Source organism: Caulobacter sp. P1_B12_2, from assembly GCF_056406675.1.
This window is the reverse complement of record NZ_JBFTZS010000110.1, coordinates 1-11,383: the sequence shown is the minus strand read 5'-3', so window position 1 is coordinate 11,383 and position 11,383 is coordinate 1. Positions and strand designations below refer to the sequence as shown.

Annotated in this window: 11 protein-coding genes; 10 read left to right on the top strand and 1 reads right to left on the bottom strand. The window is 69.3% G+C overall.

Going from position 1 to position 11,383, the window contains the following annotated elements:
- Positions 1 to 742: 742 nt before the first annotated feature.
- The 3 genes from AC1DZ6_RS09075 to AC1DZ6_RS09065 all read left to right on the top strand — a co-directional run bounded on the left by AC1DZ6_RS09075 (position 743) and on the right by AC1DZ6_RS09065 (position 3,106).
- On the top strand, positions 743 to 2,017 hold the full coding sequence (locus tag AC1DZ6_RS09075; protein WP_477096863.1) for a glutamate-5-semialdehyde dehydrogenase: 1,275 nt from the start codon (positions 743 to 745) through the stop codon (positions 2,015 to 2,017).
- On the top strand, positions 1,983 to 2,636 hold the full coding sequence (locus AC1DZ6_RS09070; protein ID WP_477096862.1) for a nicotinate-nucleotide adenylyltransferase: 654 nt from the start codon (positions 1,983 to 1,985) through the stop codon (positions 2,634 to 2,636). The genes AC1DZ6_RS09075 and AC1DZ6_RS09070 overlap by 35 nt, the downstream gene beginning before the upstream one ends.
- A gap of 65 nt (positions 2,637 to 2,701) precedes the next feature.
- Entirely contained in the window at positions 2,702 to 3,106 is a 405-nt protein-coding gene (locus tag AC1DZ6_RS09065) for a nuclear transport factor 2 family protein (RefSeq protein ID WP_477096861.1), read from the top strand.
- On the opposite strand, the gene AC1DZ6_RS09060 is transcribed toward AC1DZ6_RS09065, so the two are convergent.
- On the bottom strand, positions 3,103 to 4,308 hold the full coding sequence (locus AC1DZ6_RS09060; protein ID WP_477096860.1) for a glycosyl hydrolase 53 family protein: 1,206 nt from the start codon (positions 4,306 to 4,308) through the stop codon (positions 3,103 to 3,105). The genes AC1DZ6_RS09065 and AC1DZ6_RS09060 overlap by 4 nt on opposite strands.
- A 228-nt stretch (positions 4,309 to 4,536) precedes the next feature.
- Here AC1DZ6_RS09060 and rsfS point away from each other — a divergent pair, with 228 nt between their 5' ends.
- From rsfS to AC1DZ6_RS09025, 7 genes are all read left to right on the top strand, one after another.
- A complete protein-coding gene (rsfS, locus tag AC1DZ6_RS09055) occupies positions 4,537 to 4,962 on the top strand; it encodes a ribosome silencing factor (RefSeq protein ID WP_477096864.1) in 426 nt (141 codons plus the stop codon).
- Positions 4,963 to 5,037: 75 nt separating this feature from the next.
- Positions 5,038 to 5,502: a 23S rRNA (pseudouridine(1915)-N(3))-methyltransferase RlmH gene (gene rlmH / locus AC1DZ6_RS09050; protein ID WP_477096859.1), complete on the top strand. Its 465-nt coding sequence runs from the start codon at positions 5,038 to 5,040 to the stop codon at positions 5,500 to 5,502.
- Between the two features lie 16 nt (positions 5,503 to 5,518).
- On the top strand, positions 5,519 to 6,595 hold the full coding sequence (locus tag AC1DZ6_RS09045) for a murein hydrolase activator EnvC family protein (RefSeq protein WP_477096858.1): 1,077 nt from the start codon (positions 5,519 to 5,521) through the stop codon (positions 6,593 to 6,595).
- A 126-nt stretch (positions 6,596 to 6,721) separates the two neighbouring features.
- Positions 6,722 to 8,113 carry a S41 family peptidase gene (locus AC1DZ6_RS09040; RefSeq protein ID WP_477096857.1) on the top strand — a complete coding sequence of 464 codons (1,392 nt, stop codon included), beginning with the start codon at positions 6,722 to 6,724 and terminating at the stop codon, positions 8,111 to 8,113.
- 664 nt (positions 8,114 to 8,777) lie between these two features.
- Positions 8,778 to 9,965, top strand: coding sequence for a divergent polysaccharide deacetylase family protein (locus AC1DZ6_RS09035; protein WP_477096856.1), 1,188 nt, complete (start codon positions 8,778 to 8,780; stop codon positions 9,963 to 9,965).
- Positions 9,962 to 10,456: an RNA pyrophosphohydrolase gene (locus AC1DZ6_RS09030; protein WP_477096855.1), complete on the top strand. Its 495-nt coding sequence runs from the start codon at positions 9,962 to 9,964 to the stop codon at positions 10,454 to 10,456. Before AC1DZ6_RS09035 ends, AC1DZ6_RS09030 begins: the two co-directional genes overlap by 4 nt.
- Positions 10,457 to 10,481: 25 nt before the next feature.
- Positions 10,482 to 11,383: alpha/beta hydrolase (locus tag AC1DZ6_RS09025; RefSeq protein ID WP_477096854.1), on the top strand; the 902-nt coding region annotated here is incomplete at its 3' end.

Below are 11,383 nucleotides of genomic sequence, written 5' to 3'. Positions count from 1 at the left end.
GTCAAGGACCGGCCTCCGGCCGGCCGCGCCGCGCCGTCCTTGACACGGCCAGACGCCAGAGCTCCGATCCACCAAGGCTTTAAGGTGCGGCCCCATCCGGGGCGGATGGGGTCAGCCACAAGCCGTGAGGGGGAGACTAATCCTATGCCAACGCCGCGCGGCTATCGAATGCTGTTGGCCGCTTGCCTTGGCTTAAGCCTCGCGGGTTGCCGCGCTGGGGAGCCCACGAGGGTGCATACGGTGAGAGAGCTCGTCCAGGCGCGATGGGAAGCACCGCCGGTGGCTCTTGGAACCCTTACCTTAAAGGCTGACGTAAGGTGGTCGATTGAAGGAGCGTACGTGCGAAATCTTGCCTGTCCCGACTTCTGCAACGATGTCATGAACCTCGACCTTCCGGAAGTTCCTGACAAAGGACCCAAGCCTGTCGAGAGGCGGCGCGCGTTCGATCGGGCTCTCGATCGCGCATCCAGGAACGCCCAACCGTCCCAATGCATGGTTCTGAAGGTGAAGCCGCACACTTTCCGGTCAACCCAGCCGAACGCCCTCGGCGGGCGATACAGAATCGGATCGCTTGAATTCGTCGACCTCGTTGACGGACCTTGCCCGCTCAACCCAGGGGACCACCGACCTGGATCTTCCCAACAGCCCCGCTAACACCCCGCTCATCCTTTCCCCATTCCCCCGCCGCCCCAAAGCGCCTAGGTAAGCCTCACTCTGAGCATATCCGGGATCGGATGAAGCGATGGACGACGCGGGCATGAGCTTGCAGGCGACGATGACGGCGATGGGGCAGGCGGCTCGGCAAGGGGCGCAGGCCCTGCGCGTGGCCACGCCAGCCCAGCGCACCGCCGCCCTGCACGCCATGGCCGCCGCCATCCGCGCCGACGCCCCCGCCATCCTGGCCGCGAACGCCCGTGACCTCGACAAGGCCGGAGCCGGCGGCCTGACCGCGCCGATGGTCGAGCGGCTGATGCTGAACGCCGAGCGCCTGGAAGGCGTGGCCGCCGGCGTCGAGGCCGTGGCCGCCATCCCCGACCCGCTGGGCGTCGAGACCGCCCGCTGGACGCGTCCCAACGGCCTGGACATCGCCCGGGTGCGCACGCCCATCGGCGTGATCGCCATGATCTTCGAGAGCCGGCCCAATGTCGGCGCCGACGCGGCGGCGCTTTGCGTGCGCTCGGGCAACGCGGTGATCCTGCGCGGCGGCTCGGAGTGCATCCACTCCAACCTCGCCATCCACGCGGCCGTGACCAAGGGGCTGAAGGCGGCCGGGATCTCGACCGACGCCGTGCAGATGGTCCGCACCACCGACCGCGACGCCGTCGGCTACATCCTGGGCGGCCTGGACCGCACCATCGACCTGATCATCCCCCGGGGCGGCAAGACCCTGGTGGCGCGGGTCCAGAAGGAAGCGCGGGTCGCGGTGCTGGGCCATCTGGAAGGCCTGAACCACGTGTTCGTCCATGCGGCCGCCGACCCCAAGCAAGCCGTCGAGATCGTGCTGAACGCCAAGATGCGCCGCGTGTCGGTGTGCGGCTCGGCCGAGACGCTGCTCGTTGACCGCGCGGCGGCCGATCGGCTGCTGCCGCCGATCGCCGACGCCCTGATCAAGGCCGGCTGCGAGCTGCGCGGCGACGGTCCCTCGCGGGCCATCGAGCCCACCATGAAGCCCGCAGTCGAGGCCGACTGGTCGACCGAATATCTGGCGCCGGTGATCTCGGTGGCCGTGGTCGACGGGGTGGAGGGCGCGGCCGCCCACATCGCCGCCTACGGCTCGGGCCACACCGACGCGATCCTCACGCAGGACCCGGCGGCGGCCGAGCGGTTCGTGGCCCTGGTCGACAGCGCCATCGTGCTGGTCAACGCCTCGACCCAGTTCGCCGACGGCGGCGAGTTCGGCTTCGGGGCCGAGATCGGCATCGCCACCGACAAACTTCATGCCCGCGGTCCGGTCGGGGCCGAGCAACTGACGACATTCAAGTATGTGGTTCGCGGGACCGGCCAGACTCGTCCCTGAGGCCGGCCGGCCCGCCGCGCAGCGTCTTGGGTTCCATCTGGAACCGGGCATGCGCGTCGGGTTGTTCGGCGGCAGCTTCAACCCGGCGCACGAGGGCCACGCCCACGTCGCCGAGACGGCGCTTCGACGCCTGGAGCTGGACAAGGTGATCTGGCTGGTCTCGCCGCAGAACCCGTTGAAGTCGTCGCACGAAACCCGCCCCCTGGCCGAGCGCCTGGCCGGGGCCCGGCAGTGGGCGCGGGGCAGCGCGATGATCGTCTCTGACGCCGAGACGCGGCTGGGCTCGCAATATACGATCGACACCCTGCGGGTGCTGCGGGCCCGCTATCCGGGCGTCAAGTTCGTCTGGATCATGGGGGCCGACAGCCTGGCCACCTTCCACCGCTGGCGGGGCTGGACCCAGATCATGCGCGAAGTGCCCGTGGCGGTGATCTCGCGGCCCTGGGCGGCCCTGAAAGCCCGCACCTCGCCCGCCGCCCGCCGCTTCGCCTGGGCGCGTCGCCCGGCCAGCGAGGCCTCCATCCTGGCCGACGCGACCGCGCCCGCCTGGGTCTACCTGACCGGCCCGCTGAACTTCGCCTCGTCGACGGCCCTGCGGAAGCGGCAGACCAAGGGCTAGGCAGAAACGGGCTCCTTTCGGTCGGCAGGGCGTTCCTTGTCGACGCAACGCGAAAGGAGATCGCCATGGCGACCCACGCCAAGCCGACCAAGAACGAGATCATCGCTCTCGAGACGTCCTACTGGAACGCGATGAAGGCCAAGGACGGCGACAAGACCGCCAAGCTCTCTGGCAAGACCAGCCTGGTGACGGGCGCGCGGGGCGTCATGAGCATCGCCCGGGACAAGATGGGCAAGATGACCGAAGAGGGCGACTGGTCTCTGGAGTCCTACAGCTTCGACGACGTCGAGGTCTCGACCCCCGCGCCCGACGTGGCGATCATCGCCTATACCGTGCGCCAGAAGGTCAAGATGAACGGCAAGACCCAGGAGCTGCACGCGGCCGACAGCTCGACCTGGATCCGCGACAGCGACGGCTGGGCCTGCCACGCCCACAGCGAGACCTTCCTGCAGGACGCTCCAGCGGCCTAGCGCCTGTAGTCCCGCGCCATCGCCGGATAGAGGTCCATCAACGCGTTGGCGTCGTAGCGACCGCCGTGGTGCTCGGGCTCGGGTGGCGGCGACGGCTGGACGGCCGCGCCCGGGATCGTCGCGCCCGGCGCCTCGGCGGCGTTGACGCCCTGTGACAGAAGGTTCGGGCGAGGGCCTTCGCCGGCGTTGCGTCCATCCTGGTCGAACAGCGCCTCCTGGTGACGGGTCGGCTCCCAGATGAAGCCGCCCCAGCCGCGCTTTCCGGGCACGGCGTGCACCAGGTCGTTCACATAGCGCTTGCGGCTGGAATACTCGGCCACGAACAGCCCGTGGTCGGGATAGCGGCGGGCGAAGTTCGTGAAGGTCCGCTCCCAGTCACCCTCGGCAGCCTGCTGGTAGCAGGAGAAACCGGTGGCGTCGAAGACCACGCCCCGGCTCAGCAGGTTGTCCATCCAGCCCTCGACGATGGCCCAGTGGCGGCCCAGATGGTTGTGCAGGGCGGCCTTGGCCTGGGGCGCGGCCTCGCGGGCCCCGGCCAGGCCGGCCTTCAGCAGAACGGCCATCTGGTCCCAGCCGCCCGCGCCCTGGACGTGCAGGTGGACGGCGTCGGTAGCGGGATTACCGGTCGTGGCGGCGGCCGGCACGCGGCCGTCGGGCCACAGCAGGCCGAAGGTGATCTCGTTGCCGACGATCACCATGTCGGCGGGCGCCCCGGCCTTGTCGAGCGTCGCCAGCACCCGGCGCGTATGGGCCCGCACCGCCTCGGCCAGATCCGGCAGGGACAGGGCCGCCCAGGCCGCCGGCTTTCCCTGCTTCTGGGGGTCGGCCCAGTCGTCGCTGTAGTGGAAGCTGATGGTCAGGTGCATGCCTGCGGCCTTGACCCGCCTGGCCATGCGCACCGTCTGCTCCAGCCCGCCCCAGGGATCGACGGGACGACGGCGCGAATAGCCGTTCTCGGGATTGACGAACACGCGCAGCTTCACGGCGTTGAACCCCGCCTGGCTCAGGATGGCCAGGATGTCCTGCCGGCGACCGGCCGCGTAATAGGTCGCGCCGTCGGCTTCGTCCTGTGGGACCCAGGTGATGTCGGCGCCGATCAGGAACGGCCCCGGGCGCGCGCCCTTGGCTACGGCGGGCGCCGGTCCGGCCGCCGCCAGCGGCAGGGCCAGCAGGCTGGTCCCCAGGGCGCGTCGGTCGATCATCTGGCGCATCCTCGTCCCTCCGATCCGCGTCTCTCCGAGCGCGGATTATACAATGTGGGATTTGATCCCATTTTATAAGAGCTTCGATGCGATCCGCGCCGCGGTCAAGGACCGTCCCGAACGACACACCCCGGCCGCCGAATTCCCCGCGAGCACGTTCCCCCTCATCTTTTCGAGTCATCCATGCTATGGGAGCGATTGCGCGAACCCCATCAAGGAGCATTTCCGCTGCGTAGCGACCCCGCGCCAAGTGCGCACGAGGGAACGGTTTCCCCCGAGACCTCGACTCAAGAGACCGCCCTGGACGTTAGTATCAAGGCGCTCGAAACCCTGATCCTGTCGCGTCTCGACGACGACAAGGCCCAGGACATCGTCCACATCGACCTGACGGACAAGAGCTCGGTCGCCGACAGCCTGATCGTGGCGTCCGGCCGTTCGCACCGTCACGTCGGCGCCCTGGCCGATCACATCATCCGGGCGCTCAAGGAGAGCGGCTTCGGCAAGGCGCGGGTCGAAGGCCTGCCGCACTGCGACTGGGTGCTGATCGACGCCGGCGACGTGGTGGTCCACCTGTTCCGCCCCGAAGTCCGCTCGTTCTACAACATCGAGAAGATCTGGGCCGTCGACGCGCCGCACCGGATGGCCTCGAACTAATCCGCTTCGTCTCCCCCGGCTCGGCCGGGGGACGCTAGGCCGCGCCATTCTGTCTGGAAGCGCCTTGGAAGCGTGATGAAGATCACAATCCTCACCGTCGGAAAGCTCGGCCGCTTGATCGAGGCGCAGCTGGCCGTGGACTACGCGTCCCGGGCCACCGCGTCCGGCCGCGCCCTGGCGCTCGGCCCAGTCGAGATCGTCGAGGTCGAGGCCCGCAAGCCCGGCAAGGCCGCCGAGGCCGAGGTGCTGCGCCCGCACCTGGAGGGCGCCTATGTCGTCGCCTGTGACGAGCACGGCAAGGTGCGGCCCAGTCGGGCCTTCGCCGAGCACGTGGGCCGGCTGCGCGACGACGGCCACCGCAAGGTCGTGTTCCTGATCGGCGGCGCCGACGGCCTGGATCCTTCGATCCTGGCCACGGCCAACGAGATGCTGGCCTTCGGCCCCCAGACCTGGCCGCACGCCCTGGCCCGGGCGATGCTGGCCGAACAGATCTATCGCGCGGTGACCATCCTGGCGGGCTCGCCCTATCACCGCGATTAGGTCTATTCATCGATCCATGTCGCGTCGCGTTGTCCTGATCACCGCCAGCCTGCTGGTCGCCCTGCTGGGCGTCGGCGGCCTTGTCGCGGCCCAGGTCGGTCAGCGCGGGCCGATCAGCCAGAAGACCCCCTCCAGCCAGAAGACCCGCGACGAGCAGGCCGCCGCCGACACCCGCCGCGAGATCGTCGACCTGCGCGGCGAGCTGGACGCCCTGGGCCGCCAGCGGGTCGACGCCGGCGACGACGTCGACCTCAAGCGCGCCCGGCTGGAAGCCCTGCACCAGCGCGAGTCGGCCCTGACGGCCGAGCTGGGCCGCGACCGGGGCCAGTTGGCCCGGCTGCTGAGCGCCCTGCAGCTCTTCCGCCGCGACCCGCCGCCCGCCCTGCTGGTCAGCCCCGCCGACGCCCGCGACGCGGTGCGGGCCGCGATCCTGATCCGCGCCATGACGCCGGAGCTGCAGGCCCGCGCCGACGGCTACGCCCGCCAGGCCCGCGCCGTCTCGGCCCTGCGCCGCGAGGCCGCCGCCGCCTCCGAGCAGCTGTTCACCGCCGAAAGCCTGGTCGCCGACCGCCGGGGCGAGCTGGAGCGGATGATTGTCGAGAAAACGCAGTTGGAGCGCGCCTACGCCCAGGAGGCGATGACCGGCGGCGACGACCAGGGCACGCTGGGCGCCCTGACCGACGCCCTGTCGCCCAAGCCCGCCACCGGCCCGCTGAAGCTGAACGCCCCGGCGCCCGGGCCGCTGATCCGGCGGTTCGGCCAGACCATGCCGGCCGGAGGTCGCGCCACCGGCCTGACGATCCGCACGGAAAAAGGTCATGTGGTGGCCAGTCCCGCCGCCGCCGTGGTCGAATACGCCCGACCGCTGAGCGGCTGGGGCACGGTCTTGATCCTGCGCGCCCAGGGCGCCTACCATCTGGTGCTGGCGGGAATGGACGAGGTTTCCGTCGGACCCGGACAATCTGTCGCACCGGGCGCGACGGTTGGCCGGATGGCCAGCCATGGTTCCGACGAACCAGAACTCTATTTCGAGGTCAGGGAAGACGGCGCCCCGGTCGATCCGGAGCGTTGGTTGAAACAAGGTTCTCGTTAGGGGATCGCGGTAAACGGCTTTTTCAGCGATGATGGCCGTCAAATGAACAAGGGTTGGTCCCACTAACGGATTGACCGACAAGTTTTAATGCGACGCTTGGCGTCGTCAGGGAGCCTTCCAGGCCACATGCGCAAGTATCTGCTCATCGGTGTTTCGGCCTTTGTCCTCGGCGCGGGGACCATGGCCTATGTCAGCCCCATCGCCCAGGCGACCAGCGCGACCAAGGGCCAGACCTACAAGATGCTCGAACTGTTCGGCGACGTCCTGCAGACGGTCGACGCCCAGTACGTCTCCGAGGTCGACAACAAGAAGCTGATCGAGGCGGCGCTGGACGGCATGCTGACCAGCCTCGACCCGCATTCGGGCTATCTGTCGCCCGACAGCTTCGAGGACATGCAGGACACCACCCGCGGCGAATACGGCGGGCTGGGCATCGAGGTCACCAGCGAAGACGGCGTGGTCAAGGTGATCTCGCCGATGGACGGTACGCCCGCCTCGCGCGCCGGCATCCAGGCCGGCGACTACATCACCGCCGTCAACGGCCAGTCGGTGCTGGGCCTGACCGTCAACGAGGCGGTCAAGCAGATGCGCGGCCCGTCCGGCGAGGTCGTCACCCTGACCATCGCCCGCGACAAGACCGATCCGTTCGACGTCAAGCTGACCCGCGAGATCATCAAGCCCAAGGCCGCCATCGCCCGCATGGAAGGCGACTACGGCTATGTCCGCCTGCCCGGCTTCAACGAGAAGGCCACCGACGCCCTGACCACGGCGATCACCGACCTGAAGGCCAAGAACCCCAACATGAAGGGGCTGATCTTCGACTTGCGCAACAATCCCGGCGGCCTGCTCGACCAGGCCGTGGGCGTCTCGGACGTGTTCCTGGACGGCGGCGAGGTGGTCAGCCAGCGCGGCCGCGATCCGCGCGACATCCAGCGCTACAACGCCAAGCCCGGCGACCTGCTGAACGGCCTGCCGGTGGTGGTGCTGATCAACCAGGGCTCGGCCTCGGCGGCCGAAATCGTCGCCGGCGCTCTGCAGGATCGTCATCGCGCCGAGCTGGTGGGCATCACCAGCTTCGGCAAGGGCTCGGTGCAGACCGTGATCCCGCTGCGCGGCGGCGCCGACGGCGCCCTGAAGCTGACCACGGCCCGCTACTTCACGCCGTCGGGCCGCTCGATCCAGAAGACCGGCATCGCGCCCGACCTGGAAGTGGCCCAGACCAAGGACCAGGCTCAGGACATCGCCAACCGCGTGTGGTTCAGCGAGGCCAGCTTCAAGAACGCGCTCAACGCCGACGAGGGCAAGAGCCGTCAGGGCGTCCACACGCCCGCCGAAGCGCCGCCTGCCGGCTTCGACGACAAGAAGGGCGACTTCCAGCTCGATCGCGCCATCGCCGTGCTGAAGGCCGGGTCGGTCCAGGCCGTGCCGAAACTGCCCAAGCCCCAGGCCAAGATCGCCGAGGTCACGGCGAAAGCCGCCGCCGCGGCCGGCAAGGGTCCGCCGGTCGAGAAGAAGTAGAGCTCAGGCGCCCTTTCCCGGCGGGAGGGGGCGACCTATCCGGCCGCGTCGGTGAACGGTGGGCGCGGCGGCAGGTCTTCGCAATTGGCCGTGGTCTCGCCGTGGCCCGGTTCGAGCATCACAAAACGCACTCGCACGCGGACCAGTCCATCCTGGCGCGTCGGCGGCGGGGAATTTCATCGCCACGCGCTCGGCGCTAAGCCCAAAACCGTAGTCGCCGTCTTCCTGCACGACGGCGCACTCGGCGGGTTGGCGCGCGGCGTACCGGCAGCTGACGACGGCCGATCCGAACTTGTTCATGCGGTTGGCGCGGTCCGGATAGAAACGCGCCGCGACCTCCCCGTCGACGACTCGGACGCCTTCGGGGCCCGCGAGTTGGATCTCGACACGCGGCGACTTGGCGGCGCACCAGCCATGCAAGCGGTTCACCGGCTTCGGCGCCTCCGCGACGCATCCCGCGAGACATGTCACGAGGACGACGAGGGTCAAACCCTTGGTCCAGCAGTGGTCATGAACACGCAAGACAGCCCCCGAGTTTGAACGAGATCCAGCATGGCCTGGATCAGGTCCAAGATCACCCATGCGCGATCTCCCATCCCTCCGGCACATTCCGTCGCACCCTTCGTTAACCATATGTTCGAAGCTCGCCGCCTAGGTTCGCCCCATGGCCGTGTCGTTTTCCCGCAAGCCCGCCTATAGCGCGCCGTCGCTCGTCTCAGACGGGTCGGACGCGGGCGACCTGCGCGCCAAAATCCTGGCGGCCGCCGCCAATCCGTTCATCGGAGCCGGCGCCGCGGCCTTCCTGTTCCTGCTGAGCCTGGCCCTGCTGGTGCTGGTGACCGGCGATCCCAACAAGGGCTCGCCGCTGGTGCGGGTCGCCCTCGAGAAGATCGGAACGACCACCAACGTCCCCGCGGGCTGGCGCGAGGCCCTGGTCGCCGAGGGCGACCATGAGGCGCCGCTGCTGCCGGGCGCCCTGGACCTGTCCAACCTGCCGTTCCTGAACCACGCCGACCCCGCCGACGCGGCCGAGGCCGGCGCGATCGCCACGCCCCCGCCCGCCGCCTCGACCACCGGTCCGCTGCCGGCCGGGCCGATCGCCGGCCTCACCGCCCCCGGTCCCGGCGGCGGCCTGCTGCCGGTGATCGCCGCCGACGGCCGCACGGCCGCCGAGGCCTATGCCCGCCCGTTCACCGCCGACGGCCGCCCCAAGGTGGCCCTGGTCATCGGCGGCCTGGGCCTGAACCCCCAGACCACCCGCGCGGCCATCGAGACCCTGCCGCCCGAGATCACCCTGTCGTTCGCGCCCTATGCCGAGGGCCTGCAGGGCTGGATCGACCTGGCCCGCAGCCACGGCCACGAAGTGCTGCTGGAAGCGCCGATGGAGCCGGTCGACTATCCCGCCAACGACCCGGGTCCCTACACCCTGATCGCCGCCAATCGGCCCGAGGACACCGTGCGCAAGCTGGAATGGCTGATGTCGCGCGCCACCGGCTATTACGGCCTGACCAACTATCTGGGCTCGCGTTTCGTCACCAGCGACACGGCGATGACCACCTTCACCCTGGCGCTGAAGGCCCGAGGCCTGGCGTTCATCGACGACGGCCAGGCCAGCTTGCGCGGCGGCCCGATCCCCCGCGCCTCGGCCGACCGGATCATCGACGACGAACTGGCGGCCGGCTCGATCGACGGCCAGCTGAAGATGCTGGAGGCCGGCGCCGCCGGTCGCGGCCAGGCCCTGGGCTCGGGCTTCGCCTATCCGGTGACGATCAACCAGGTGCGCCTCTGGGCCGCCGGCCTGTCCGGGAGGGGCTTGCAACTGGCCCCCGCCTCGGCCATGGCCAAGCGATGAGCCGCAGCCAAAACGACCTCTACCCCGATCATCGCCCCAATGTCGGCGTCGTGCTGTTACACCCCGACGGCCGTGTCTGGCTGGGCAAACGACACAACCAGCCGCCGCCCCACAACTGGCAATTTCCACAAGGCGGCGTCGACGACGGCGAGGATTTGCTGGCCGCGGCGCGTCGCGAGCTCGCCGAAGAGACCGGCGTCACCTCGGTCGAATATTTAGGCCGCACCGAGGGCTGGCTGATCTATGACTTCCCCGCCGACTTCGCGTCGTCGAAAAAAGCCCGTGGATTCAAAGGCCAGAAGCAGGTCTGGTTCGCTTTCCGCTTCGTCGGCGACGAGTCGGAGATCGATCTGGAGGCTGACGCCCATGTCGAGTTCGATGCCTGGAAATGGGGCGCCCTCGACGAAACGCCCGAACTGATCGTACCCTTCAAACGCGCGGTGTACGAACAGGTCGTTTCCGCGTTTGGTGGGTTCGCGCGCGGCGGCTGAAATCTCGCGCGCTGGGGAGTACGGAATGGCGGACACGATCCTGCTGATCCACGGCTACGGTTGCGCTGGGGACGTCTGGGATCCCATGGCCGCGCGGCTGCGGGCCGAGGGCTACCGCGTCGTGGCGCCGACCATCCGCTCGGCCGTGCGTACGGTCGATGGCCCCCGGGCGGGCCTGGCCGGCCTGACCCTGGCCGACTATGTCGCCGAGATGAGCGCCCTGGCGCAGGCCCTGGCCAAGGAGGACGGCCGGAAGCCGATCGTCTTCGGCCACTCCATGGGCGGACTGATCGCCCAGAAGATCGCCGAGGCCGGTCACGCCGATCGCCTGGTGCTGTTCGCCTCGGCCTCGCCGGCCGACGCCCGCGGCAAACCCAAGCTCTCGCCGGTCTTCACCTTCCTGAACATGGCCCTGCAGTCCAAGCCCGAGACCAGGGCGGGCAAGATGTGGAAGCCGGGCTTCAAGTTCGGCGTCATGAACGCCGTGCCTGCCACGCGCCACGACGCGCTGTATGCGACCATGGTCCACGACAGCGGGCAGGTGCTGGCCGACCTGGCCTGGCCGCACAAGGATCCGAACAGGACCGCCCATGTCGACGCCGCGAAAGTGACCGTCCCCGTGCTGGTCCTGGCCGGCGCCCTGGATCGCACCACGCCTCTCGAGGACGTGCAGCGAGTCGGCCGGAAATATCCGGCCGCCGACCTCAAGATCTACCCCAACAACGCCCACTATTTGATAGATGAGCCAAACACGATGAGCATTATCGACGACGTGATCGCCTGGCTGACGGGCAAGCCGAAAGCCGCTCCGGCCCCCGCGCCGGCTCCCAGACCCGCCCCGACGCCCGCGCCCGAACCCGTGAAGGCCGCTGAGCCCGCGCCGGCTCCCGCGCCGACGCCCGCCCCGGCTCCGGTCGCACCCGCGCC

Coding starts and splice junctions, on each gene's coding strand:
- AC1DZ6_RS09075 (WP_477096863.1), top strand. CDS start 743: ATGGACGACGCGGGCATGAGCTTGCAGGCGACGATGACGGCGATGGGG.
- AC1DZ6_RS09070 (WP_477096862.1), top strand. CDS start 1,983: ATGTGGTTCGCGGGACCGGCCAGACTCGTCCCTGAGGCCGGCCGGCCC.
- AC1DZ6_RS09065 (WP_477096861.1), top strand. CDS start 2,702: ATGGCGACCCACGCCAAGCCGACCAAGAACGAGATCATCGCTCTCGAG.
- AC1DZ6_RS09060 (WP_477096860.1), bottom strand. CDS start 4,308: ATGATCGACCGACGCGCCCTGGGGACCAGCCTGCTGGCCCTGCCGCTG.
- rlmH (WP_477096859.1), top strand. CDS start 5,038: ATGAAGATCACAATCCTCACCGTCGGAAAGCTCGGCCGCTTGATCGAG.
- AC1DZ6_RS09045 (WP_477096858.1), top strand. CDS start 5,519: ATGTCGCGTCGCGTTGTCCTGATCACCGCCAGCCTGCTGGTCGCCCTG.
- AC1DZ6_RS09040 (WP_477096857.1), top strand. CDS start 6,722: ATGCGCAAGTATCTGCTCATCGGTGTTTCGGCCTTTGTCCTCGGCGCG.
- AC1DZ6_RS09035 (WP_477096856.1), top strand. CDS start 8,778: ATGGCCGTGTCGTTTTCCCGCAAGCCCGCCTATAGCGCGCCGTCGCTC.
- AC1DZ6_RS09030 (WP_477096855.1), top strand. CDS start 9,962: ATGAGCCGCAGCCAAAACGACCTCTACCCCGATCATCGCCCCAATGTC.